The 24,964-nt window shown below is 55.9% G+C and carries 19 protein-coding genes; 13 read left to right on the top strand and 6 right to left on the bottom strand.

The features are described 5' to 3' along the window. Positions 1-89: 89 nt before the first annotated feature. Both ACOTX2_RS14510 and araC read right to left on the bottom strand, forming a co-directional pair. Positions 90-857, bottom strand: a complete 768-nt coding sequence (locus tag ACOTX2_RS14510) for a DedA family protein (RefSeq protein ID WP_017383796.1) — start codon at positions 855-857, stop codon at positions 90-92. A 118-nt stretch (positions 858-975) separates the two neighbouring features. Next, positions 976-1,821: an arabinose operon transcriptional regulator AraC gene (gene araC, locus ACOTX2_RS14515; RefSeq protein WP_022647026.1), complete on the bottom strand. Its 846-nt coding sequence runs from the start codon at positions 1,819-1,821 to the stop codon at positions 976-978. A gap of 335 nt (positions 1,822-2,156) precedes the next feature. On the opposite strand from araC, the gene araB reads away from it, so the two are divergent. The 6 genes from araB to rluA all read left to right on the top strand — a co-directional run bounded on the left by araB (position 2,157) and on the right by rluA (position 12,380). Next, positions 2,157-3,866 carry a ribulokinase gene (gene araB, locus ACOTX2_RS14520; RefSeq protein WP_063148240.1) on the top strand — a complete coding sequence of 570 codons (1,710 nt, stop codon included), beginning with the start codon at positions 2,157-2,159 and terminating at the stop codon, positions 3,864-3,866. A gap of 10 nt (positions 3,867-3,876) precedes the next feature. Beyond that, the gene (gene araA, locus ACOTX2_RS14525; RefSeq protein WP_015572656.1) at positions 3,877-5,379 is read left to right on the top strand and encodes an L-arabinose isomerase; all 1,503 of its coding nucleotides are present in this window, start codon (positions 3,877-3,879) and stop codon (positions 5,377-5,379) included. Between the two features lie 86 nt (positions 5,380-5,465). Beyond that, a complete protein-coding gene (gene araD, locus ACOTX2_RS14530) occupies positions 5,466-6,161 on the top strand; it encodes an L-ribulose-5-phosphate 4-epimerase (protein ID WP_022647024.1) in 696 nt (231 codons plus the stop codon). A gap of 155 nt (positions 6,162-6,316) precedes the next feature. Continuing rightward, positions 6,317-8,674, top strand: a complete 2,358-nt coding sequence (gene polB, locus ACOTX2_RS14535) for a DNA polymerase II (RefSeq protein ID WP_063137942.1) — start codon at positions 6,317-6,319, stop codon at positions 8,672-8,674. Between the two features lie 127 nt (positions 8,675-8,801). Then, positions 8,802-11,708, top strand: a complete 2,907-nt coding sequence (rapA, locus tag ACOTX2_RS14540) for an RNA polymerase-associated protein RapA (protein ID WP_023299306.1) — start codon at positions 8,802-8,804, stop codon at positions 11,706-11,708. 12 nt (positions 11,709-11,720) lie between these two features. Beyond that, a complete protein-coding gene (gene rluA, locus ACOTX2_RS14545) occupies positions 11,721-12,380 on the top strand; it encodes a bifunctional tRNA pseudouridine(32) synthase/23S rRNA pseudouridine(746) synthase RluA (RefSeq protein ID WP_058677767.1) in 660 nt (219 codons plus the stop codon). 31 nt (positions 12,381-12,411) lie between these two features. On the opposite strand, the gene djlA is transcribed toward rluA, so the two are convergent. Then, positions 12,412-13,227, bottom strand: a complete 816-nt coding sequence (djlA, locus tag ACOTX2_RS14550; RefSeq protein ID WP_023299305.1) for a co-chaperone DjlA — start codon at positions 13,225-13,227, stop codon at positions 12,412-12,414. Positions 13,228-13,466: 239 nt separating this feature from the next. Between djlA and lptD the strand changes: the two genes are divergently transcribed. From lptD to apaH, 6 genes are read left to right on the top strand one after another with little or no spacing between them, the layout of a single operon-like run. Continuing rightward, on the top strand, positions 13,467-15,818 hold the full coding sequence (gene lptD / locus ACOTX2_RS14555) for an LPS assembly protein LptD (RefSeq protein ID WP_023299304.1): 2,352 nt from the start codon (positions 13,467-13,469) through the stop codon (positions 15,816-15,818). Positions 15,819-15,871: 53 nt separating this feature from the next. Then, on the top strand, positions 15,872-17,158 hold the full coding sequence (surA, locus tag ACOTX2_RS14560) for a peptidylprolyl isomerase SurA (RefSeq protein ID WP_003856417.1): 1,287 nt from the start codon (positions 15,872-15,874) through the stop codon (positions 17,156-17,158). Further along, positions 17,158-18,144 (top strand): 4-hydroxythreonine-4-phosphate dehydrogenase PdxA, encoded by a 987-nt coding sequence (pdxA, locus tag ACOTX2_RS14565; protein ID WP_063148242.1) that lies wholly within the window; start codon positions 17,158-17,160, stop codon positions 18,142-18,144. The genes surA and pdxA overlap by 1 nt, the downstream gene beginning before the upstream one ends. Further along, positions 18,141-18,962: a 16S rRNA (adenine(1518)-N(6)/adenine(1519)-N(6))-dimethyltransferase RsmA gene (rsmA, locus tag ACOTX2_RS14570; RefSeq protein ID WP_003856423.1), complete on the top strand. Its 822-nt coding sequence runs from the start codon at positions 18,141-18,143 to the stop codon at positions 18,960-18,962. Before pdxA ends, rsmA begins: the two co-directional genes overlap by 4 nt. Before the next feature lie 3 nt (positions 18,963-18,965). After that, positions 18,966-19,343, top strand: coding sequence for a Co2+/Mg2+ efflux protein ApaG (gene apaG, locus ACOTX2_RS14575; protein ID WP_003856425.1), 378 nt, complete (start codon positions 18,966-18,968; stop codon positions 19,341-19,343). Positions 19,344-19,347: 4 nt separating this feature from the next. Next, complete coding sequence (gene apaH, locus ACOTX2_RS14580) at positions 19,348-20,196, top strand: bis(5'-nucleosyl)-tetraphosphatase (symmetrical) ApaH (protein ID WP_022647017.1); 849 nt, start codon at positions 19,348-19,350, stop codon at positions 20,194-20,196. 39 nt (positions 20,197-20,235) lie between these two features. Here apaH and folA read toward each other — a convergent pair whose 3' ends face one another. The 3 genes from folA to kefF form a co-directional block, all read right to left on the bottom strand. Then, positions 20,236-20,715, bottom strand: a complete 480-nt coding sequence (gene folA, locus ACOTX2_RS14585; RefSeq protein ID WP_003856431.1) for a type 3 dihydrofolate reductase — start codon at positions 20,713-20,715, stop codon at positions 20,236-20,238. Between the two features lie 114 nt (positions 20,716-20,829). Beyond that, positions 20,830-22,695 (bottom strand): glutathione-regulated potassium-efflux system protein KefC, encoded by a 1,866-nt coding sequence (kefC, locus tag ACOTX2_RS14590; protein WP_063148243.1) that lies wholly within the window; start codon positions 22,693-22,695, stop codon positions 20,830-20,832. After that, a complete protein-coding gene (gene kefF / locus ACOTX2_RS14595) occupies positions 22,688-23,218 on the bottom strand; it encodes a glutathione-regulated potassium-efflux system oxidoreductase KefF (protein WP_063148244.1) in 531 nt (176 codons plus the stop codon). The genes kefC and kefF overlap by 8 nt, the downstream gene beginning before the upstream one ends. A 376-nt stretch (positions 23,219-23,594) precedes the next feature. On the opposite strand from kefF, the gene ACOTX2_RS14600 reads away from it, so the two are divergent. Next, positions 23,595-24,964 (top strand): beta strand repeat-containing protein (locus ACOTX2_RS14600; RefSeq protein WP_421625931.1); only part of this gene is annotated, 1,370 nt, incomplete at its 3' end.

Raw genomic sequence — 24,964 nt, forward strand, 5'->3', positions numbered from 1 at the left:
GGCCCTCAGTCATTTAGAAAGCAACTTTATTGCTTCTGCATAAAAAAATTACTGGGGAACCCTCAGCCCACGGGGAGAGGGAAAACACCTTAACGGCTCACCACCTTCAACAGGATCTCGCCGTACACCGGCATCAGCGGGTGGCGGATCAGCGCCACCAGCGCTACCACCGCCACGCCGAGCGTAAGTGGGGCCAGCCAGAGCAGGCGCGTGCGCGGGAGATAGCGGGTCAGGCGATCGACGCTCGCTTTCGCGCTGCGCCACAGGCGCCAGCAGAGCCAAACCGCCAGCCACAGCAGCACCGCCGTACCCAGCAGAAGCCATTTAAACTCACCGCTTTGCATACCGTCAGGAATATCAATCGCCGCGCCCGCCAGGATACCCGGCAGGAAGTAGAACGGCGGCCAGAAGACGCAGCCGATGATATTCGGCACCACAAACTTCGCGACGGGCAGATCCAGCATCCCGGCCACCATCGGCACCAGTGGACGCGTTGGCCCAACGAAGCGCCCCACGAGGATGGTGAACATGCTGTGCTGGTGCAGCGCATGCTCGGTTTTATCCAGCAGCGCTTTGTTTTTTTTCATGAACGACCAGCGGTGTAGCGGCTTCTTAAAGCGCCAGCCCAGCCAGAAGGAGATCCAGTCCCCCAGCAAACAGCCGATAATACCGGCCATCCACGCCTGCCAGAAATTGACCTCGCCGCTGCCGATAAGCGCCCCAAGCCCCGCCATCATCACGGTGCCGGGCAGGATCAGCCCGACCAGCGCCAGCGACTCCAGAAACGCCACCAGCGCCACGGCGATGAGCGAATACATAACGGACTGGGTAATAAAATGTTCCAGCAATGCCTGCATAACTATTCCGGTCAGAAAACGAATCAGCGATTCTGCTTAGCGCCCTGCACCGCGTCAAGGCATCAATTGTCTGAATAGTTTACAAGATGCGCCTGAAGTTCACCTGAATGTTTACCGATTATTCACATCCCGCACGGAATTCGCTCGGGCTGGCACCGGTGCACTTCTTAAACACGCGAGAGAAATAGAGCTGATCTTCAAAGCCGACGTTACGCCCGACGGTGGCGATAGGCATTCGGGTGGTGCTGAGCAGCAGTTTCGCCTGGCTGATGCGCTGATCCTCGCGCCAGCTGAGTACGCTCACGCCAAGCTGCTGGCGGAACAGATGCGACAGCCGTGACGGCGACAGGCACACATGCTGGGCGACGCTGGCAATATCAAACTGGCTGTCGGCAAGGTGGTCGCTGATGTACTGGCAGGCGTCGCGGACGCGGTTGTCCAGCGGCGGATTAAGCGACTCGTTGATGGCCTCCATGCGGCGCAGCAGCACCTGTTCAAGCAGGTTGATGGCCAGCAGTTCAGCGTAGCGCCCTCCCGCCTGCCCTGCCTCAATAATTTGTGCGAACAGCTCACGGAACTGCGCCAGATGCGCCTCATCCGGGCGATATAAACCGGTATGGGCGAAAATGGCCGGCCACGAGAGCCACTCCTGCCAGTAGGCGCGCGGACGGAAATAGACCCACTGGTGATACCACTCTTTGGCATCCGGGTGGCGTCCGTAGTGGTGGATCTCCCCCGGCGGGAACAGCAGCATATCACCAGGGCGGCAGATAAACTGCCGATCGCCGTTTTTAATCACCCCTTCCCCGCGAACGGTCAGGTTCAGAATATACCCTTTCATTCCGAGCGGTCGATCGACGTAGAAATCGAGATACCCCTCGGCCTCAATGGGCGTCAGCCCCGCCACCAGATGGGCGTTAAATGAGTATCCCGGCAGCAGGGGATCGTTTTGCGGTTCGGCCATAGATTCAGTTCTCCCAAGGGTCCTGAAGGAAACCAATTGTCCATATCGATAAAAGCAGTATAAAAATGGCCCGCGAAAAGATCCAAAAAGCATCACGCCTCTTTTACGTCCGCCATGTTTCAGCCTTTCCCCCTGATTTCTCCGCCAGCACGGGCGGTTAAGCAGTAACAAAAGTGTCTATAAGTACGGCAGAAATGTCCACATTGAATATTTGCACGGCGTCACACTTTCCGCTGCTACAGCAATTTAGTCCATAAGATTAGCGGATCCTGCCTGACGATCTTTGTCCCCAGTCTCTAATGTTCTTCCATACCTGTTTTGGATGGAGCAACACCATGGCAATTGCAATTGGCCTCGATTTTGGCAGCGACTCAGTTCGCGCGCTGGCAGTGGACTGTACGACTGGCCAGGAGATAGCAACCAGCGTTGAGTGGTATCCGCGCTGGCAAGAGGGGCGCTACTGCGATGCGCCGAACAACCAGTTCCGTCACCACCCGCGCGATTACATTGAATCAATGGAAGCGGCGATCAAAACCGTGCTGGCGGAGCTGACGGACGCCCAGCGGGCCGACGTCGTGGGGATTGGCGTCGACAGTACCGGTTCAACGCCGGCCCCGGTTGATGCAGAAGGCCGCGTACTGGCGCTTCGCCCGGAGTTTGCCGATAACCCGAACGCCATGTTTGTGCTGTGGAAAGACCATACCGCCGTGGAAGAGGCGGAAGCCATCACCCGCTTATGCCACCAGCCGGGCAAAACCGACTACTCGCGCTACATCGGCGGGATCTACTCCAGCGAATGGTTCTGGGCAAAAATCCTGCACGTTACCCGCGCGGACGCGTCGGTCGCACAGGCAGCGGCGTCATGGATTGAGCTGTGCGACTGGGTTCCCGCCCTGCTCTCCGGCACCACTCGTCCGCAGGCTATTCGCCGTGGCCGTTGCAGCGCCGGGCATAAATCGCTGTGGCATGAAAGCTGGGGTGGTCTGCCTCCGGCAGCGTTCTTCGATGAACTCGACCCGATCATCAACAAAAACCTGACCTACCCGCTGTTTACCGACACCTTCACCGCCGATATTCCGGTCGGCACGCTCTGCGAAGAGTGGGCGAAACGCCTCGGTCTGCCGCAAAACGTGACCATTTCCGGCGGCGCGTTCGACTGCCATATGGGCGCCGTGGGCGCGGGTGCGCAGCCTAACACGCTGGTGAAAGTGATTGGCACCTCCACCTGCGACATTCTGACGGCGGATAAAACCAGCGTTGGCGACCGCGCGGTGAAGGGTATCTGCGGTCAGGTTGACGGCAGCGTGGTGCCCGATTTTATCGGCCTCGAAGCGGGTCAGTCCGCGTTTGGCGATATCTACGCCTGGTTTGGCCGGGTGCTCGGCTGGCCGCTGGATCAGCTGGCGGCCGCGCATCCTGAACTGAAAACCCAGATTACCGCGAGCAAAAAACAGCTCCTGCCGCAGCTCACCGAAGCCTGGGCAAAAAATCCGTCTCTCGATCACCTGCCGGTGGTGCTGGACTGGTTCAACGGCCGTCGTACGCCGTTTGCCAACCAGCGTCTGAAAGGGGTGATTACCGATCTCAACCTGGCGACCGACGCGCCCGCGCTGTTTGGCGGCCTGATCGCCGCCACCGCGTTCGGCGCGCGCGCCATTATGGAGTGCTTCACCGGGCAGGGCATTGACGTGAACAACGTGATGGCTTTGGGCGGTATCGCCCGTAAAAACCCGGTGATCATGCAGGCCTGCTGCGATGTGCTCAACCGTCCGCTGCAAATTGTGGCTTCCGATCAGTGCTGTGCGCTGGGCGCAGCGATTTTCGCTGCCGTGGCCGCAGGCGTCCATGCGGATATCCCGACCGCGCAACAGCATATGGCGAGCGCCGTCGAAAGTACGCTCCAGCCGCAGGCTCAGCAGGCACAACGCTTTGAACAGCTTTATCAGCGCTACCAGCAATGGGCAAAAAGCGCCGAACTTCACTATCTCCCTGTCGCCGCCCCGGCCAAAACTACCGCGGACACTACGGCAACCCTGACACATTAAGGACACGATAATGACCATTTTTAATAATTATGAAGTGTGGTTTGTGATTGGCAGCCAGCATTTATACGGACCGGAAGCGTTGCAGCAGGTGACGAAACACGCGGAGCACGTTGTGAATGCGCTGAACGCGGAAGCCAAACTGCCGTGCAAACTGGTGCTGAAGCCGCTGGGTACTACGCCGGACGAAATCACTAACATCTGCCGCGATGCCAATTACGATGACAAATGCGCTGGCCTGGTGGTGTGGCTGCACACCTTCTCGCCAGCCAAAATGTGGATCAACGGCCTGGCTATCCTCAACAAACCGCTGCTGCAATTCCACACTCAGTTCAACGCCTCCCTGCCGTGGGACAGCATCGACATGGACTTCATGAACCTGAATCAGACCGCGCACGGCGGTCGCGAGTTCGGCTTCATCGGCGCACGTATGCGTCAACAACATGCCGTGGTGACCGGCCACTGGCAGGACGGCCAGGCACAAAAACGCATTGGCTCCTGGATGCGTCAGGCGGTCTCTAAGCAGGATACCCGTCACCTTAAAGTGGTGCGTTTCGGCGACAACATGCGTGAAGTTGCCGTAACCGACGGCGACAAAGTGGCCGCGCAGATCAAGTTCGGCTTCTCCGTGAATACCTGGGCGGTGGGCGACCTGGTGCAGGTGGTGAATGACATCAGCGATGGCGACGTGAACGCGCTGGTGGACGAGTACGAAAGCAGCTATCGCCTGACGCCTGCGGCACAGGTCAACGGCGACAAGCGCCAGAACGTGCTGGATGCCGCACGCATTGAACTGGGCATGAAGCGCTTCCTGGAACAGGGCGGCTTCCATGCCTTCACCACCACCTTTGAAGATCTCCACGGCCTGAAACAGCTCCCGGGTCTGGCGGTACAACGTCTGATGCAGCAGGGCTACGGTTTTGCGGGCGAAGGCGACTGGAAAACTGCCGCTCTGCTTCGCATCATGAAGGTGATGTCGACCGGTCTGCAGGGCGGCACCTCCTTTATGGAGGACTACACCTACCACTTCGAGAACGGCAACGATCTGGTGCTCGGCTCGCACATGCTGGAAGTGTGTCCCTCTATCGCCGTCGAAGAGAAACCGATCCTCGATGTGCAGTACCTCGGCATTGGCGGCAAAGCGGATCCGGCCCGTCTGATCTTCAACACCCGTACCGGCCCGGCCATTAACGCCAGCCTGATCGACCTCGGCGACCGTTTCCGCCTGCTGGTGAACTGCGTCGATGCTGTGGAAACTCCGCATTCTCTGCCGAAACTGCCGGTCGCGAACGCCCTGTGGAAAGCGCAACCTGACCTGCCAACCGCGTCGGAAGCCTGGATCCTGGCCGGCGGCGCGCACCACACCGTCTTCAGCCACGCGCTTGACCTGAACGATATGCGTCAGTTTGCCGAGCTGCACGACATCGAACTGACCGTGATTGATAACGACACCCGTCTGCCAGCCTTTAAAGACGCGCTGCGCTGGAACGAAGTCTATTACGGTTCAAAACGCTAAGCCCTGAATGCCCGGTGGCACTTCGTTTACCGGGCCTACGGTTCTGTAGGCCGGATAAGCGCAGCGCCATCCGGCAGGAGACGACAATGTTAGAAGATCTCAAACGTCAGGTACTCGAAGCCAACCTGGCGCTGCCAAAACATAACCTGGTGACCCTGACTTGGGGCAACGTCAGCGCCGTTGACCGGGAAAAAGGCGTGTTCGTGATCAAGCCTTCGGGCGTGGATTACACGGTGATGACCGCGGAAGATATGGTGGTGGTCAGCATCGAAACGGGTGAAGTGGTTGAAGGCGATAAAAAGCCCTCCTCCGATACGCCCACTCACCGCCTGCTGTATCAGGCCTTCCCGACCATCGGTGGGATTGTGCATACCCATTCGCGTCACGCGACCATCTGGGCGCAGGCGGGCCAGCCAATTCCGGCCACCGGCACCACCCACGCGGACTACTTTTACGGCACCATTCCCTGCACGCGTCTGATGACCGATGCGGAGATCGGCGGTGAGTACGAATGGGAAACCGGGAACGTGATCGTCGAAACCTTCGAAAAACAGGGTATCGACGCGGCGCAAATGCCCGGCGTGCTGGTGCACTCCCACGGTCCGTTTGCCTGGGGTAAAAACGCGGAGGACGCGGTGCACAACGCGATCGTGCTGGAGGAAGTCGCCTACATGGGGATCTTCTGCCGCCAGCTGGCACCGCAGTTGCCGGATATGCAGCAAACCCTGCTCGATAAGCATTATCTGCGCAAGCACGGCGCGAAGGCGTACTACGGGCAGTAAAACATTGTCCGGTGGCGCTGCGCTTATCGGGCCTACGGATCCTGTTGGCCGGATAAGCGTAGCGCCATCCGGCAAAACAGGCACTGTATAAAACCCCAGCAAACACCCCTCAACCAGGCTATAATCAGGCCTGGTTTGTTTTGTGGGATAGCGGCGTGGCACAGGCGCAAGAAGGCTTTTTACTGACCCGACACTGGCGGGATACCCCTCAGGGCACCGAGGTTGCGTTCTGGCTGGCGACGGATAACGGCCCGCTGCACGTTACCCTGCCGCCTCAGGAGTCCGTGGCGTTTATCCCTGAACACCACGTCGAGAAGGTAAAGCAGCTGCTGCGCGGTGAAAACGGCTGGCGCCTTACTCCCCTTGAGCTAAAAGACTTCCACCGCCAGCCGGTTTATGGCCTCTACTGCCGCGCCCATCGCCAGCTGATGCGCTATGAAAAATTGCTCCGCGAAGCGGGCGTGACGCTCTACGAAGCGGACATTCGCCCGCCGGAACGTTTTCTGATGGAGCGGTTTATCACCGCCCCCGTCTGGGTGGACGGCGCTGAGCAGAACGGTTGTCTCGTGAACGCGCGCCTGAAGCCTAACCCGCACTATCGCCCGCCGCTGAAGTGGGTCTCGCTGGATATCGAAACCACCCGTCACGGCGAGCTGTACTGCATCGGCCTTGAAGGCTGCGGGCAGCGGGTTGTCTATATGCTCGGGCCGCCGAACGGCGATGCGTCCGCGCTGGATTTTCATCTGGAATACGTTACCAGCCGACCACAACTGCTGGAGAAGCTTAACCAGTGGTTTGCCGAGCACGACCCGGATGTATTGATCGGCTGGAACGTGGTGCAGTTTGACCTGCGCGTGTTGCAAAAACATGCCGAGCGGTACCGCATTCCCCTGACGTTAGGGCGCGGAAACACGGAGCTGGAGTGGCGTGAGCACGGTTTTAAGAACGGCGTATTCTTCGCACAGGCTAACGGTCGCCTGATAATCGACGGCATCGAGGCGCTGAAATCCGCCTTCTGGAACTTCTCTTCCTTCTCGCTGGAAGCGGTCGCCCAGGCGCTGCTCGGCGAAGGTAAATCCATCGACAATCCCTGGGACCGAATGGACGAGATCGACCGGCGCTTTAATGAGGATAAGCCAGCGCTCGCTACCTATAACCTGAAAGACTGTGAGCTGGTAACGCAGATTTTCCATAAAACCGAGATCATGCCCTTCCTGCTGGAACGCGCAACGGTAAACGGTCTCGCGGTCGACAGGCACGGCGGCTCGGTAGCGGCCTTCAGCCACCTCTATTTCCCGCGGATGCACCGGGCGGGCTATGTGGCCCCTAACCTCGGTGACGTGCCGCCGCAGGCCAGTCCCGGCGGTTACGTGATGGATTCACGGCCCGGGCTGTATGATTCGGTGCTGGTGCTGGATTATAAAAGTCTGTACCCGTCGATTATCCGCACATTTCTGATTGATCCGGTAGGGCTGGTCGAGGGGATGGCGCAGCCAGACGATGCGCACAGTACTGAAGGTTTTCTCGGGGCACGCTTCTCGCGCGAAAAACACTGCCTGCCTGAGATCGTGGGAAACATCTGGCACGGCCGCGACGAGGCAAAACGCCACGGCAACAAGCCGCTCTCACAGGCGCTGAAAATCATTATGAATGCCTTTTACGGGGTGCTGGGCACCAGCGCCTGCCGCTTCTTTGATCCGCGTCTGGCGTCGTCCATCACCATGCGCGGGCACGACATTATGCGCCAGACCAAAGCGTTGATTGAATCCCGGGGTTATGACGTTATTTATGGCGACACCGATTCCACCTTTGTCTGGCTGAAATCGGCCCATTCAGAAGACGACGCCGCGCAAATCGGCAAAGAACTGGTCGCCTTCGTGAACGCCTGGTGGCGCGAAAGTTTGCAAAAAGAGCGGTTAACCAGCGCGTTAGAGCTGGAGTTTGAAACCCATTTTGCCCGCTTCTTAATGCCGACCATTCGCGGAACCGACCAGGGCAGCAAGAAGCGCTACGCCGGACTGATTCAGGAAGGCGACAAGCAGCGGATGGTGTTTAAAGGGCTGGAGACAGTGCGCACCGACTGGACGCCGCTGGCACAGCAGTTTCAGCAAACGCTTTATCTGCGGGTGTTCCGCAATGAGCCGTATCAGGACTACGTGCGCGAGACGATAGCCAGCCTGATGGCGGGCGAACTTGACGCGCAGCTGGTGTATCGCAAGCGCCTGCGCCGCCCGCTGGCGGACTACCAGCGTAATGTTCCTCCGCACGTCCGCGCGGCGCGGCTGGCGGATGAAGAGAACGTTCGCCGGGGCCGCGCGCCGCAGTATCAGAACCGGGGAACGATCAAATACGTCTGGACAACGAACGGACCAGAACCCGTTGATTACCAGCAGTCTCCGCTCGATTACGATCACTACCTGACCCGCCAGCTTCAGCCTGTTGCGGAGGGAATTTTACCGTTCATCAACGACGACTTTGCTACACTAGTGACAGGACAACTTGGGCTATTTTGACGCGTGACGAAACCGTTGCCATCCAGTACCATAGCGCCCTTTCCATTCCCGGACCCATTTTTCGATGACCGTCTTTTTTGACGGGGTCGAACTATTGCCTGCAATTAAAGATTAGAGCCGAACAACTATGCCTTTTACACTTGGTCAACGCTGGATCAGCGATACAGAAAGCGAACTTGGATTAGGAACCGTCGTTGCCGTCGATGCGCGCATGGTTACCCTCCTTTTCCCTGCTACCGGTGAAAACCGCCTGTACGCTCGCAATGACTCCCCTGTTACCCGCGTAATGTTCAATCCGGGTGATACCGTGACCAGCCATGACGGCTGGCAACTGAAGGTTGAAGACGTAAAAGAAGAGAATGGACTGCTCGCCTACATCGGAACGCGTCTTGATACCGACGAGACGAATGTCATCCTGCGTGAAGTGCTGCTCGACAGCAAACTGGTGTTCAGCAAGCCGCAGGACCGTCTGTTTGCCGGGCAAATCGACCGAATGGATCGCTTCTCCCTGCGCTACCGCGCGCGTAAGTTCCAGAGTGAGCAGTACCGCATGCCGTGGAGCGGCCTGCGCGGTCAGCGTACCAGCCTTATTCCCCATCAGCTGAATATCGCCCATGACGTGGGCCGTCGCCATGCGCCTCGCGTGCTGCTGGCTGACGAAGTGGGCCTGGGTAAAACCATCGAAGCAGGCATGATCCTGCACCAGCAGCTGCTCTCTGGCGCTGCCGAGCGCGTGCTGATTGTGGTTCCAGAAACGCTGCAACATCAGTGGCTGGTTGAAATGCTGCGCCGCTTTAACCTGCGCTTCTCCCTGTTCGACGATGAGCGCTATGCCGAAGCCCAGCACGACGCGGACAACCCGTTTGAAACCGAACAGCTGGTCATTTGTTCCCTGGACTTCGTGCGCCGCAGCAAGCAGCGCCTGGAGCATCTGTGCGACGCTGAATGGGATCTGATGGTCGTCGACGAAGCGCATCACCTCGTCTGGAGCGAAGACGCGCCAAGCCGTGAATACATGGCGATTGAGCAGCTTGCCGAGCGCGTACCGGGCGTTCTGCTCCTGACCGCCACGCCGGAGCAGCTGGGTCTTGAGAGCCACTTCGCCCGTCTGCGTCTGCTCGATCCCAACCGTTTCCACGATTTTGAGCAGTTTGTTGAAGAGCAGAAAAACTACCGCCCGGTGGCGGACGCCGTCGCGCTGCTGCTGGCCGGTAATCGTCTCTCTAATGATGAGCTTAACACTCTCAGCGATCTGATTGGCGAGCAGGATATTGAGCCGCTGCTTCAGGCCGCGAACAGCGACAGCGATAATGCGGGATCCGCGCGTAAAGAGCTGATCGACATGCTGATGGATCGCCACGGTACCAGCCGCGTGCTGTTCCGTAACACCCGTAACGGCGTGAAAGGCTTCCCGAAACGCGAGCTGCACACCATCAAACTGCCGCTGCCGACCCAGTACCAGACGGCGATTAAAGTCTCCGGCATTATGGGTACCCGTAAATCTGCGGAAGATCGCGCGCGCGACATGCTCTACCCGGAGCAGATTTATCAGGAATTCGAAGGCGACACCGGCACCTGGTGGAACTTCGATCCGCGCGTGGAGTGGTTGATGGGCTACCTCACCGCTCACCGTTCCCAGAAAGTGCTGGTGATCTGCGCCAAAGCCGCTACCGCATTGCAGCTGGAGCAGGTTCTGCGTGAGCGCGAAGGCATTCGCGCCGCCGTGTTCCACGAAGGCATGTCCATAGTTGAGCGCGATCGTGCAGCAGCCTGGTTTGGTGAAGAGGACAGCGGCGCGCAGGTTCTGCTGTGCTCTGAAATCGGTTCTGAAGGCCGTAACTTCCAGTTCGCCAGCAATCTGGTGATGTTCGATCTGCCGTTTAACCCGGATCTGCTGGAGCAGCGTATCGGCCGTCTGGATCGTATCGGGCAGGCGCACGATATTCAGATCCACGTGCCGTATCTGGAGAAAACCGCCCAGTCCGTGCTGGTGCGCTGGTACCACGAAGGGCTGGACGCGTTTGAACACACCTGCCCGACCGGCCGCACCATTTACGATCAGGTCCATGGCGATCTGATCGGTTACCTGGCCGCGCCTGAAAATAGTGAGGGCTTTGATGAGCTGATTAAATCCTGCCGTGAGAAGCACGACGCACTGAAAGCGCAGCTGGAGCAGGGTCGCGATCGCCTGCTGGAGATCCACTCCAACGGCGGTGAAAAAGCGCAGCAGCTGGCCGAAAGCATTGAAGAGCAGGACGACGACACCAGCCTGATCAGCTTCTCCATGAATCTGTTCGACATCGTCGGTATAAACCAGGACGATCGCGGCGAGAACATGATCGTGCTGACCCCGTCCGATCATATGCTGGTGCCGGATTTCCCGGGCCTGCCGGAAGACGGCTGCACAATCACCTTTGAGCGTGATGTGGCGCTGTCCCGCGAAGACGCACAGTTTATTACCTGGGAGCACCCGCTGATCCGCAACGGTCTGGATCTGATCCTCTCCGGCGATACCGGCAGCAGTACCATTTCCCTGTTGAAGAACAAAGCCTTGCCTGTGGGCACGCTGCTGGTGGAGCTGATCTACGTTGTGGAAGCGCAGGCGCCGAAACAGCTTCAGCTTAACCGCTTCCTCCCGCCAACGCCGGTGCGTCTGCTGCTGGATAAAAACGGTACGAATCTGGCCGGCCAGGTGGAGTTTGAAAGCTTCAACCGTCAGTTGAGCGCGGTGAACCGCCATACCGGCAGCAAGCTGGTGAATGCGGTGCAACAGGACGTGCATGCCATTCTGCAACTGGGTGAAACCCAGGCCGAAAAAGCGGCCAGAGTGCTGATTGATGCGGCGCGCAGCGAAGCCGATGAGAAGCTTTCTGCCGAGCTGTCGCGTCTGGAAGCGTTGAAAGCGGTGAACCCGAACATTCGTGACGATGAGCTGGCCGCAATTGAGAGCAACCGCCAGCAGGTGCTGGAAAGTCTGAATCAGGCGGGATGGCGTCTCGACGCCCTGCGTCTTATCGTTGTGACGCATCAGTAAGCGGAGCGCAAAATGGTAATGGAGCCCTACAATCCCCCGATGGATCCGTGGCTGGTCATTCTGTATCAGGACGAGCACATTATGGTGGTTAACAAGCCGAGCGGTCTGTTGTCCGTGCCGGGGCGTCTGGAAGAGCATAAAGACAGCGTGATGACGCGTATCCAGCGCGATTATCCCCAGGCCGAGTCTGTCCATCGTCTGGATATGGCGACCAGCGGCGTGATTGTGGTGGCTCTTAATAAGGCGGCAGAACGTGAGCTGAAGCGTCAGTTCCGCGAGCGCGAGCCGAAGAAGCAGTATGTCGCCCGCGTGTGGGGCCATCCGGCGCAGGCGGAAGGGCTGGTGGATTTACCGCTGATTTGCGACTGGCCGAACCGGCCAAAGCAGAAGGTGTGTTATGAAACCGGCAAGGCTGCGCAGACCGAGTATGAAGTGCTGGAGTACGCGCCGGATAATACCGCGCGCGTCCTGCTGAAGCCGATTACCGGGCGCTCCCATCAGCTGCGTGTGCATATGCTTGCGATGGGTCACCCGATTCTGGGTGACAGATTCTATGCGCCGCCGGAAGCGCTGGCGTTAGCGCCGCGCCTGCAACTGCATGCGCAGACGCTCACCATCACCCACCCTGCTTTCTGCAACGCCATGACGTTCAAAGCCCCGGTGGACTTCTGAAAAAATGGCCCGACACTGTCGGGCCATTTTTTTATTTAAAACCTTTCTGCTCTTTAATCAGCTCGTAGGCTTTCTGGATTTCCTGCGCTTTCTGTTTCGCCATCTCCATCATCTCAGGCGGCAGGCCTTTCGCCACCAGCTTATCCGGATGGTGCTCGCTCATCAGCTTACGATAGGCGCGTTTGATGGTCGTGACATCGTCAGAGGGCTTCACGCCGAGGACATTACAGGCATCTTCAAGCGTAGGGCCACGCTGCGCCTGCTGCCAACCGCCACCGGACGATTGCTGTTGATAACCGCCGCCAAAGTGCGCGCCGCCCTGCATCATGCGCAGGAACTGATCGAACTGCATGCGGGAAATGCCCAGCTCTTCAGCAATCACATACAGGACGTCCCGTTCATTCGGATGCAGAGAGCCATCCGCGAAGGCGGCCTGGATTTGAATTTCCAGAAACATCCGAATTAAATCAAAGCGCCCGAAGCAGATGCTACGGAACTGCCGCATTTTTTCACGCAGCGGGTAGTTATCCGCTTTACCAATCCGGAATGCATTCTGCGCCGCGACGCGGGATTCGCCGTGCAGATTCATGCGATCCATAAAGACGCTGGCAACCTGAATATCGGCTTCCGTTACGCGCCCTTTTGATTTGGTTAAGTGCCCCATCACCTCGAAGGTGGTGGAGAAGAAGAGTGACTGGCGCTCGCGCTGGTTGGCAAACCAGGCCATTTTGCGGCTGCGTGCTTTATCAAACATATGGCCGATAATGAGGCCAAGAACAACACCCCAGAATCCGGCACCCATAATAATTGCGAACGCAACGCCGATTATTTTACCCCAATACTGCATATACTCCCCGAATGGTCATGTTCCTGGCCGACGCAACGCCATCATTACAGTGGTCGCGCCACGGTCAATTGAGGGACATCGCCTATAATTTGCATTATCATACTCGTCATTCGATAGCGAGCCTAACACTCTGGCGCGCAAACGGGCAGGATTAACGCTGGTACTGCGCTGATGAGTAAGATAGTCTCTGAGCGTTTGTAAGCCGTAGCCACTGATGACGGAACAATAAAATACAACGTATGAAAAAACGTATCCCCACCCTTCTGGCCACAATGATTGGCACCGCCCTGTACAGCCAACAGGGGCTCGCAGCCGATCTCGCCTCGCAGTGTATGCTTGGCGTCCCAAGTTACAATCGCCCACTGGTGAAAGGCGATACGAATGACTTACCCGTCACCATTAATGCCGACAGCGCAAAAGGTAATTATCCTGACAATGCAACCTTTACGGGCAATGTCGATATTAACCAGGGTAACAGCCGTCTGCTGGCTGACGAAGTGCAATTGCACCAGAAGCAGCCGGAAGGTGCTCAGGCACCTGTCCGTACGGTGGATGCGCTGGGTAATGTGCACTATGACGACAATCAGGTCATCCTGAAAGGTCCGAAAGCCTGGTCGAATCTGAATACCAAAGACACCAACGTCTGGGAAGGTGATTATCAGATGGTCGGTCGTCAGGGGCGCGGTACCGCAGACCTGATGAAGCAGCGCGGCGAGAACCGCTACACCATTCTCGAAAACGGCTCGTTTACGTCCTGTTTGCCAGGGTCAAATACCTGGAGCGTTGTGGGCAGCGAAGTGATCCACGACCGTGAAGAACAGGTTGCAGAGATCTGGAACGCCCGTTTTAAACTCGGCCCGGTGCCCATTTTCTATAGTCCTTACCTGCAACTGCCTGTGGGTGACAAACGTCGTTCAGGCTTCCTGATCCCGAACGCCAAGTACAGCACGTCGAACTACTTTGAGTTCTACCTGCCGTACTACTGGAACATTGCGCCCAACATGGACGCCACAATCACGCCGCACTACATCCATAAGCGCGGTAACATCATGTGGGAGAACGAATTCCGCTATCTGACCAAAGCGGGCGCGGGCCTGATGGAGTTTGATTATCTGCCATCAGATAAGGTGTTCCAGGACGAACATCCGAGCGAAGGTGATAAGCACCGCTGGATGTACTACTGGAAGCACGCCGGGGTATTGGATCAGGTGTGGCGCTTCAACATCGACTACACCAAAGTCAGCGATCCGTATTACTTCAACGACTTCGACTCTAAATACGGGTCCAGTACCGACGGTTACGCCACGCAGAAATTCAGCGTGGGCTACGCCATTGAGAACTTTGACGCGACGGTGTCGACCAAGCAGTTCCAGGTATTTGATACGCAATCGCGTAGTACCTATGGTGCAGAGCCGCAGCTGGACGTGAACTGGTACCAGAACGATGTGGGTCCTTTCGACACGCACGTTTACGCTCAGGCGGTCCATTTCGTCAACACCAACTCGGATATGCCGGAATCAACGCGTCTGCATATCGAGCCGACGATCAATCTGCCGTGGTCAAACGACTGGGCGAGCCTGAATACCGAAGCCAAGCTGATGGCCACCCACTATCAGCAGAAAAATCTGGACTGGTATAACAAACGCTATGGCACCGATCTTGAAGAGTCGGTAAACCGTACGCTTCCGCAATTCAAAATGGATGGGAAGCTGATTTTCGAACGTGATATGGCTCTTCTCGCGGATGGATACACCCAGACGCTTGAGCCACGTATGCAGTATCTGTACGTGCCTTATCGCGATCAGAGCAAAATTCAAAACTACGACTCGTCCTTCCTGCAATCAGACTACAGCGGCCTGTTCCGCGATCGTACCTACGGCGGCCTTGACCGTATTGCGTCTGCTAACCAGTTAACGACCGGCGTCACAACGCGCATTTATGATGATGCTGCCGTTGAACGTTTTAACGTTTCTGTTGGTCAAATCTACTATTTCACCGAGTCTCGTACCGGTGATGACGACATTAACTGGGAGAAAGACAACAAAACGGGCTCACTGGTATGGGCGGGCGACACCTACTGGCGTATGACGGATCGTTGGGGTCTGCGCGGTGGTGTTCAGTACGATACACGACTGGACAATATCGCGACGGGCAGCGCTGCCATCGAATATCGTCGTGATGAAGATCGCATGTTGCAGTTGACGTACCGTTACGCCAGCCCGGAGTATATCCAGGCGACACTGCCAAACTATGCGAATACAGACCAATACAAAGACGGTATTTCACAGGTGGGTACCGCCGCGAGCTGGCCTATCGCCGATCGTTGGTCAGTCGTCGGAGCCTACTACTATGACACGAATGCCCAAAAACCTGCTGACCAGATGCTGGGTCTGCAATATAACTCCTGCTGTTACGCAATACGTGTCGGTTACGAACGCAAACTTAACGGCTGGGATACGCAAAACAGTCAGGGCAAATACGATAACGTGATTGGCTTTAATATCGAGTTGCGCGGCCTGAGCTCTAACTACGGTCTGGGCACGCAGCAGATGCTGCGCTCGAACATTCTGCCGTATCGTAGTTCATTGTAATGTGCTTGATTTACAACGTAATCCGCTTTGCGGTTAATTGAAATGGAAAAAGTATGAAGAACTGGAAAACGCTGCTACTCGGTGTCGCTATGGTTGCGAATACCAGCTTCGCGGCCCCACAGGTTGTCGATAAAGTCGCGGCTGTGGTTAACAACGGCGTCGTGCTTGAAAGTGACGTTGACGGTTTGATGAAATCTGTAAAGCTCAACTCGGGCCAGGCAGGTCAACAACTTCCGGATGACGCTACGCTGCGCCACCAGATCCTGGAACGTCTGATCATGGATCAGATTGTCCTGCAAATGGGCCAGAAAATGGGTGTGAAGATCTCTGACGAGCAGCTCGATCAGGCGATCGCCAACATTGCAAAGCAGAACAACATTACCCCGGACCAGATGCGTAGCCGCCTGGCCTATGACGGCATCAGCTATGCCACCTACCGTAATCAGATCCGTAAAGAGATGCTGATTTCAGAAGTGCGTAACAATGAAGTCCGTCGCCGCGTCACCATCCTGCCTCAGGAAGTGGATGCCCTGGCGAAACAGGTGGGTAATCAGAATGATGCCAGCACTGAACTTAACCTGAGCCACATCCTGATCCCACTGCCGGAAAACCCAACCTCCGATCAGGCGGCTGAGGCGGAAAGTCAGGCGCGCGCTATCGTTGAGCAGGCGCGTAATGGCGATGACTTCGGCAAACTGGCGATCACCTACTCTGCTGACCAGCAGGCGCTGAAAGGCGGCCAGATGGGCTGGGGCCGTATTCAGGAGCTGCCATCCCTGTTTGCCCAGGCGCTGAGCACGGCGAAGAAAGGCGACATCGTCGGTCCAATCCGTTCCGGTGTGGGCTTCCACATTCTGAAAGTGAACGACCTGCGCGGTCAGAGCCAGAACATTTCGGTTACCGAAGTGCATGCGCGCCATATCCTGCTCAAACCGTCTCCGATCATGACTGACGATCAGGCCCGTGCGAAGCTGGAACAGATCGCCGCAGACATCAAGAGCGGTAAAACCACCTTCGATAAAGCGGCAAAAGAGTTCTCTCAGGATCCTGGCTCTGCAAACCAGGGCGGTGACCTGGGTTGGGCGGCAGCGGATATTTACGATCCAGCTTTCCGCGATGCGTTAATGAAGCTGAATAAGGGTCAGATGAGCGCGCCAGTGCACTCCTCCTTCGGCTGGCATCTGATCCAGCTGATGGACACGCGCAACGTGGATAAAACCGACGCGGCGCAGAAAGATCGTGCGTATCGCATGCTGTTTAACCGTAAGTTCTCTGAAGAAGCCGCAACCTGGATGCAGGAACAACGCGCCAGCGCTTACGTGAAAGTGTTGAGCAACTAATGAAACCGCATCGTGTTGTGATCACTCCCGGCGAACCCGCCGGGATTGGGCCTGACCTTGTGGTTCAGCTCGCCCAGCGCAGCTGGCCGGTAGAGTTGGTTGTTTGCGCAGATGCAACACTGTTACAAGACCGGGCAGCCTTGCTCGGTCTGCCTTTAACGCTCCTCCCTTACGTTGAAGGCCAACAGTCCGCACCGCAGCAGGCTGGTACTCTCACCCTGCTTTCAGTTCCGCTCCGTGCACCTGTTGTCCCCGGTGAGTTACACATCGAAAACGGCCACTACGTTGTCGAGACGCTGGCGCGCGCCTGTAACGGTTGCCTTCAGGGCGAATTTGCAGCCCTGATCACCGGTCCGGTGCATAAAGGCGTAATCAACGACGCGGGCATTCCGTTTACCGGGCATACCGAATTTTTCGAAGAGCGTTCGCACAGCCCGAAAGTGGTGATGATGCTGGCAACCGAAGCAATGCGCGTTGCGCTGGTAACAACGCACCTGCCGATCAAAGCCATTCCGGATGCCATTACGCCTGAACTCCTGCGTGAGATCATTGGCATTTTGCATCACGATCTGCAAACCAAATTCGGTATTCCGCAGCCGCATGTGCTGGTTTGCGGCCTGAATCCGCACGCGGGTGAGGGCGGACATATGGGCACTGAAGAGATCGACACCATCATTCCGGTGCTTGAGGAGATGCGGGCGAAGGGGATGAACCTCAGCGGGCCACTGCCTGCCGACACCCTTTTCCAGCCCAAATACCTGGATAAAGCCGATGCCGTACTCGCGATGTACCACGATCAGGGTCTGCCCGTGCTAAAATACCAGGGATTTGGTCGCGGGGTGAATATCACCCTCGGCTTACCCTTTATTCGAACGTCCGTTGACCACGGTACTGCGCTGGATCTGGCAGGCCAGGGAAAAGCAGATGTCGGCAGTTTTATCACGGCGCTTAATCTCGCCATCAAAATGATTGTTAATACTCAATGACTAATCGAGTCCATCAGGGCCACTTAGCCCGTAAACGCTTCGGGCAAAACTTCCTCAACGATCAGTTTGTGATCGACAGTATCGTTTCTGCCATTAATCCGCAGAAAGGCCAGGCCATGGTCGAAATCGGCCCGGGTCTTGCCGCGCTGACCGAGCCGGTAGGCGAACGCCTTGACGAACTGACCGTTATCGAACTCGACCGCGATCTGGCCGCGCGTCTGCAAACGCACCCTTTCCTCGGGCCGAAGCTGACGATTTATCAGCAGGATGCGATGACCATGAACTTTGGCGAACTGTCAGAAAAAATGGGACAGCCGCTGCGCGTGTTCGGTAACCTGCCGTACAACATCTCCACCCCGCTGATGTTCCATCTGTTTAGCTATACTGATGCCATTGCCGACATGCACTTCATGTTGCAAAAAGAGGTCGTTAACCGTCTGGTTGCAGGGCCGAACAGTAAAGCGTATGGTCGTTTAAGCGTGATGGCGCAATATTACTGTAACGTGATCCCGGTATTAGAAGTGCCGCCTTCCGCGTTCACGCCACCACCAAAAGTGGATTCTGCGGTTGTGCGCCTGGTGCCACATAAAACGATGCCGTATCCGGTCAAAGACCTGCGCGTGCTGAGCCGTATCACGACAGAAGCCTTTAACCAGCGCCGTAAAACGATTCGTAACAGCCTTGGCAATCTGTTTACCGTTGACGTGTTAGCTGAGTTGGGCATCGACCCGGCAATGCGTGCGGAAAATATTTCCGTAGAGCAGTACTGCAAGCTGGCTAATTACATCAGCGACAATGCGCCGCCGAAGGAGAGCTAAGCCATGATTGATTCGCCCCGCGTCTGTGTTCAGGTTCAAAGCGTCTACATTGAGTCCCAATCCACACCGGATGAAGAACGTTTTGTCTTTGCTTATACAGTAACCATTCGCAATCTGGGGCGGATGCCTGTGCAACTGCTCGGGCGCTACTGGCTTATCACCAACGGCAATGGCCGCGAAATTGAAGTCCAGGGTGAAGGTGTGGTCGGTGAACAACCCCATATCGCCCCTGGCGAAGAGTATCAGTACACCAGCGGTGCGGTCATTGAAACGCCACTGGGTACCATGCAAGGCCATTACGAAATGGTCGATGCCGACGGTAATGCTTTCCGCATTGCTATTCCTGTGTTCCGTCTCGCCGTACCTACACTTATTCATTAATCTAATGTCTACATATCTGATTGGCGACGTTCACGGTTGCTACGATGAACTGATCGCATTATTAAAACAGGTCGATTTTACTCCCGGGCAGGACACGCTCTGGCTTACAGGCGATTTAGTGGCGCGCGGCCCTGGCTCCCTTGACGTCCTGCGTTACGTCAAATCTCTGGGCGACAGCGTGCGGCTGGTACTGGGCAACCACGATCTGCATCTGCTGGCCGTATACGCCGGGATCAGCCGTAATAAGCCGAAAGATCGCATTACCCCCCTGCTGGAAGCACCGGATGCCGATGAGTTGCTCAACTGGCTGCGTCGCCAGCCACTGCTACAGATTGACGAAGAGAAAAAGCTGGTGATGGCTCATGCCGGCATCACGCCTCAGTGGGATCTTGAGACGGCAAAAACCTGTGCGCGCGACGCCGAAGCGGTGCTGGCGAGCGACTCCTACCCGTTCTTCCTCGATGCGATGTACGGCGACATGCCGAATAACTGGAGTGATGACCTCAGCGGCCTGGCGCGACTACGTTTTATCACCAATGCTTTTACGCGGATGCGCTACTGCTTCCCGAACGGGCAGCTGGATATGTATTGCAAAGATACGCCGGAAAATGCCCCTGCGCCGCTTAAGCCATGGTTTGCGATTCCGGGCCCCGTGACAAACGAATATAGCGTGGTATTTGGGCACTGGGCATCACTGGAAGGAAAAGGCACCCCGGAAAATATCTATGCGCTGGATACCGGATGCTGCTGGGGCGGGGATTTAACCTGCTTACGCTGGGAAGATAAAACCTACTTTGTCCAGCCATCCAACCGACAGCTGGATTTAGGCGAGGGAGAGGCGGTCGCCTCCTGAAGATGTTTATCCTCTCCCTTTGGGGAGAGGATAAAAACGTTAACGACGTTCCAGAATTTCGAAGCAGTAGCTGTGCGAGTTCTGCGCATCCGCATCGTGAAACTCACTGAATACGGACTCCCACTCGTCCGGATCGTAATCCGGAAAATGGGTATCCCCTTCCACTTCCGCATCAATGTGCGTCAGATACAGTTTCTGCGCTTTTGGCAGGAACTGCTCATACACGCGACCACCACCGATCACCATGATCTCTTCGGCATCGCCGCAGGCGGCAATCGCTTCATCAACGGATTTCACCCACTGCACGCGATCGTCAGTGCCCGGCTGGCTACTGATCACAATATTCTTACGACCCGGCAATGGACGACCAATCGACTCCCAGGTCAGGCGGCCCATCACTACCGGCTTGTTTAACGTAGTACGTTTAAACCATGCGAGATCGGCAGGCAGGTTCCACGGCATGGCGTTTTCCATGCCGATAACGCGGTCTACCGCCAGCGCTGCAATCAGACTGATCATTGAAAATTTCCCGGATGCAAAAAATTGCCGCCACTATACGGAAAGCTTAATCTTTCGTCGACTGGCGGCAGGGTAAAGAATTAGAAATTTTTTAATATTGCTGGCAACTCCACTTCACGCAGAGGGTTTACTCTCCGGTTCATCCGCAGGATCACCGGTATGCTTGCCCTCTTCCGTCCCTTGCCAGCCGTGGCGCTGAACCAGCGACAGGTGATTACGATCCTCGTTGATGATTTCCGTCAGCATGGTGCTGGTGCGTTTAAACACCGCTGCGCGTTCGGTTGCCGTACTGCTCGCCATCGCCACCATCTCTTCCACCATCTCATGGTTAAAGCGGCGGAACAGATCGGCACGTTCACGCGCTTCATACGCACCAAGCCCCAGACTTTCCAGCGCCATGCGGCCAGATTTGAGCGCCCCTTCGAAGGTTTCACGTTCAGGGGCTGCCACCCCCGCCTGACGCAGCTGGATGTAGTGATCCACATCGCGCGCACGGGAGATAATGGTCAGATGCGGAAAATGCTCTTTAACCAGCTCAACCATCTGCATGCTGGTCTCAGGATCGTCGATGGCGTTAATCAGCACCTCGGCTTTCGCCGCCCCGGCGGATTCCAGCAGGTCCGCCCGGGTCGCATCACCGTAAAACACTTTCATATCGAATTTACGCAGCGTATCAACATGGTCAGGATCGTGATCGAGGATAACCATTTTCACACCGCTTGAAAGCAGTAAACGGCCGGCGATCTGCCCGAAGCGGCCAAATCCGGCGATGATCACGCGCGGCTGCTCCTCGTCGATCTCATCGGCTTCTCGCTCCTGTTCGCTTCCCGTTTTTTCCAGACGCGTCAGCAGCACCAGCAGAATTGGCGTTGCGGCCATCGACAGCGCGACCGCCAGCGTCAGCGCTTTTGCCCATTCCGGATCGAGTACATTTGCCATTTGCGCTGCGCCAAAGACCACGAAAGCAAACTCACTCCCCTGCCCCAGCAGCACAGCAAACCAGCGGCGTTGCGGTTTTGGCACGTTTAACGGTCGGGCAATCAGCCACAGCATCGCCATTTTAATGACCAGGAAACCCACCAGCAGAATGATGATGCGCAGCGGGTGGGTTACCAGCGTCCCGAAGTCGATAGACATCCCGACGCCGATGAAAAACAGCCCAAGCAGCAATCCTTTAAACGGCTCGATATCGCTTTCCAGCGCGTGACGATATTCGGAGCTTGCCAGTAAGACCCCTGCGAGGAAAGCGCCCATCGCCATCGACAGCCCAGCCTCTTCAAGCAGCAATCCAAAACCAAACACCAGGAATAACGCAACGGCGCTGAATACTTCGCGCAGGCCAGAGCGAGCCACAAAGCGCAGCAACGGACGCGTTACGTAGCGCCCCAGAAGAATTACCAGTGCCAGCGCACCGACAACCTTCAGCGCAGATAAGGCAAATGCCCCCAGCGTCGTTGATGCGCCGCTGGTTGCCAGCAGCGGGATCATCGCTACCAGCGGGATGGCGGCAATATCCTGGAACAGCAGTACGGAGAAGGTGCTGCGCCCCATTTGCGAGACCGTCAGGTTACGTTCGTTCATTGCCTGCATGGCAATCGCCGTCGAGGAGAGCGCCAGCGTCATGCCGATCAGCTCTGCGACTTTCCACTCCATCCCCAGCAAAATGCAGAACCCGCCCAACAGCATACCGCAGGCCAGCATTTGCAAAGCGCCACCGCCAAACACCGAGGCGCGCAGTTTCCACAGCCGCTGCGGATCCAATTCCAGGCCAATCACAAACAGCATCAGCACCACGCCGATTTCCGCAAAATGCAGGATTGACTCGGCATCCGTCACCAGCCGAAAGCCCCAGGGGCCAATCACACACCCGGCAATCAGATAGCCGAGCACCGAGCCCAGCCCCAGACGGACCGCCACGGGCACAATTAATGCCGCCGCGCCGAGGTAAATCAGCGCCTGTATCATCGTATGGCTATTCATTGTGCCCCTCCTGCCACTCGAGTAAGCGTTGTTTGTAGTGACGAGCCTGCGCCTGCAAGGTTTCATCGTCGCAGACAAAGGTACAGTGCATTGCAAAAGGCGGAAGCCAGTTCAGGCCACAGTAAAGGGCGGTAGCCTGGAGCGGCTGCGCCAGCACGTCAAATCCGGGGAAAGCGCCAATCTCAAAGTGGCTTTCACCCCCACCGGTGGTTACAGCCCACATCAGGCTTTTTCCCTGAAGCGCTTTGCCGTTATGTCCGTATGCCCAACCGTGCGACAAGACTTTGTCGATCCACAATTTCAGCAGCGGAGGTGTGCTGTACCACTGCATCGGATGCTGCCAGACGATCAGATCGGCACGAGAGAGCGCCTCCTGTTCGGCGGCGACATCGATACTGAAATCAGGATAGAGTTGATAGAGGGAACGTATCTCAACGTTTTCGAGCGTCCTTGCCTGCTCAAGCATCCGTTTATTCGCATGCGAATGTTGCGGATAGGGATGCGCATAAATTATCAGAACCATGAATATGCCTGTCTTTTACTTTTCTTGTAGCATTGAGTGTAGACAGTTACCACCCCGACTTAAAGGGGCTATCTAACGGTTAAAAGTAAAACGCAAGTATTGGCAACCCATCCCACCTTACCAGCGACAGTGGCGCTAAACACGAAGAGCGATACGCGAGACAAATTCATCCTACAAAATAGTTATGGCCATTCATATTATCAACAGATATTTTTAGCGAAACTTAAGTCATTATTTAATAAATCAACCTGTACATAACCTATTGAAAAAATAATAATTTTATGCTTTTTTTTGTTTTAAGCTCACGCTTTAAGACGGACTAAATACGTTTTACGCACGTTATCTAATGTTCCTTCTCACTCAAATGGATGTGTACATGAGCAACAATTTCTTTAGATTAAATCATACAACCAAAACTCTTGGAAAGATATTTCCTGCCTTGTTGATATGCACCCCTGCGGTTGCGTTTTCTGCAACGATTGACCAATCAACTTCTGTTCCTCAAGATTTCTCAGCCGATGCTGAATATATTATTAATAAAAACGTGACGATCTCCTCCGCCGGTAGTGAAGCGGCGGTATCGGTCTATGGGTTTGCGATCGATAATGTCACTAACAAAGGAAATATTTCCGGTACAGGAACTGGCCTGGATATTAATACTGGCGCGCAACGTGTAGTTATTAACAATGACAGTGGTGCAACCATTTCTTCCACCACAGCGAATGCTGTCAATATTCAGTCATTACTCGGCGATTTCAACAACAATGGAAATATCATCGGTGCGGAAAATGGCATTTATGTCAGTGAAAGCTCCTCAGCAGTAAATATTATCAACACCAGCACTGGAGTGATAAAAGGAAAAACAGGCCTGAGTTCTCAGACTGGCATTGGTATTAATAACAGTGGTGCAATTATTGGTACAAGCGGTGACGCTATCACACTAGGCACTGGCAATACAAAGATATTAAACAGTGGTACGGTACAAGGAACCCAGAACGGCATTAATGTAAAAGATACGGCAAAAGTAGATATTACGAATAGCGGAACGATTAGTGGCGATACTGCGGCTATTATGTTCGCCAGCAATAAAAATAACACCCTGGTACTTGATACGGGTTCCACTCTTATCGGTGACGTTATTTCCACCAACTCCATGGGAAACACTCTCACTCTGATCGGCACCGGTACGGAAGACAGTAACTTCGTGGGTCTGAATGAAGGCGACGGTTTTGCCAGCGTAAAAATGGAGGGTGAAAACTGGGCACTGTCGGGCGATCTCGACATTATTGGCTCTGGCGACTCCTTGCTGATAGAGACTGGCGCGTTAACCCTGTCGGGTGCGGTATCGAATACCGGTAATACGCGGGTGGCCAAAGACGCCTCGCTGCAACTGGGCGATGGCGAAAAAACTGCGACGCTCAGCGGTGGGCTCACCAACAATGGTACCGTCATTTTTAATCAGGGTAGCGATTTCACTTTCGCCACCGACATGACCGGTAGCGGTAACGTCGAAAAAGTTGATTCCAACACGCTGACCCTGACAGGAAAAAATAGCTATACAGGGAATACGGTTCTGCACGGTGGCACCACGCTTATCTCCACCGGAGCAACGCTCGGCGTCAAGGGCAGTAACGCCACCGTTACCGTTGAAAACGGTGCGACCTTTGCCACCGCAGGCGAAGTGAACAACAACATCGCGATTCTTAGCGGCGGTACGCTGGCGGCATGGAATGCAGTCCAGGGTAA

The sequence above is a fragment of the Enterobacter cloacae complex sp. IR5412 genome (assembly GCF_049237385.1).
In the GTDB taxonomy this organism is placed as follows: Bacteria; Pseudomonadota; Gammaproteobacteria; order Enterobacterales; family Enterobacteriaceae; genus Enterobacter; species Enterobacter intestinihominis.

Bases quoted from the DNA above. Each gene is read 5' to 3' on its own strand.
- ACOTX2_RS14510 (WP_017383796.1), bottom strand. From the start codon at position 857: ATGCAGGCATTGCTGGAACATTTTATTACCCAGTCCGTTATGTATTCG.
- araC (WP_022647026.1), bottom strand. From the start codon at position 1,821: ATGGCCGAACCGCAAAACGATCCCCTGCTGCCGGGATACTCATTTAAC.
- araB (WP_063148240.1), top strand. From the start codon at position 2,157: ATGGCAATTGCAATTGGCCTCGATTTTGGCAGCGACTCAGTTCGCGCG.
- araA (WP_015572656.1), top strand. From the start codon at position 3,877: ATGACCATTTTTAATAATTATGAAGTGTGGTTTGTGATTGGCAGCCAG.
- araD (WP_022647024.1), top strand. From the start codon at position 5,466: ATGTTAGAAGATCTCAAACGTCAGGTACTCGAAGCCAACCTGGCGCTG.
- rapA (WP_023299306.1), top strand. From the start codon at position 8,802: ATGCCTTTTACACTTGGTCAACGCTGGATCAGCGATACAGAAAGCGAA.
- rluA (WP_058677767.1), top strand. From the start codon at position 11,721: ATGGTAATGGAGCCCTACAATCCCCCGATGGATCCGTGGCTGGTCATT.
- djlA (WP_023299305.1), bottom strand. From the start codon at position 13,227: ATGCAGTATTGGGGTAAAATAATCGGCGTTGCGTTCGCAATTATTATG.
- lptD (WP_023299304.1), top strand. From the start codon at position 13,467: ATGAAAAAACGTATCCCCACCCTTCTGGCCACAATGATTGGCACCGCC.
- surA (WP_003856417.1), top strand. From the start codon at position 15,872: ATGAAGAACTGGAAAACGCTGCTACTCGGTGTCGCTATGGTTGCGAAT.
- pdxA (WP_063148242.1), top strand. From the start codon at position 17,158: ATGAAACCGCATCGTGTTGTGATCACTCCCGGCGAACCCGCCGGGATT.
- rsmA (WP_003856423.1), top strand. From the start codon at position 18,141: ATGACTAATCGAGTCCATCAGGGCCACTTAGCCCGTAAACGCTTCGGG.
- apaG (WP_003856425.1), top strand. From the start codon at position 18,966: ATGATTGATTCGCCCCGCGTCTGTGTTCAGGTTCAAAGCGTCTACATT.
- apaH (WP_022647017.1), top strand. From the start codon at position 19,348: ATGTCTACATATCTGATTGGCGACGTTCACGGTTGCTACGATGAACTG.
- folA (WP_003856431.1), bottom strand. From the start codon at position 20,715: ATGATCAGTCTGATTGCAGCGCTGGCGGTAGACCGCGTTATCGGCATG.
- kefC (WP_063148243.1), bottom strand. From the start codon at position 22,695: ATGAATAGCCATACGATGATACAGGCGCTGATTTACCTCGGCGCGGCG.
- kefF (WP_063148244.1), bottom strand. From the start codon at position 23,218: ATGGTTCTGATAATTTATGCGCATCCCTATCCGCAACATTCGCATGCG.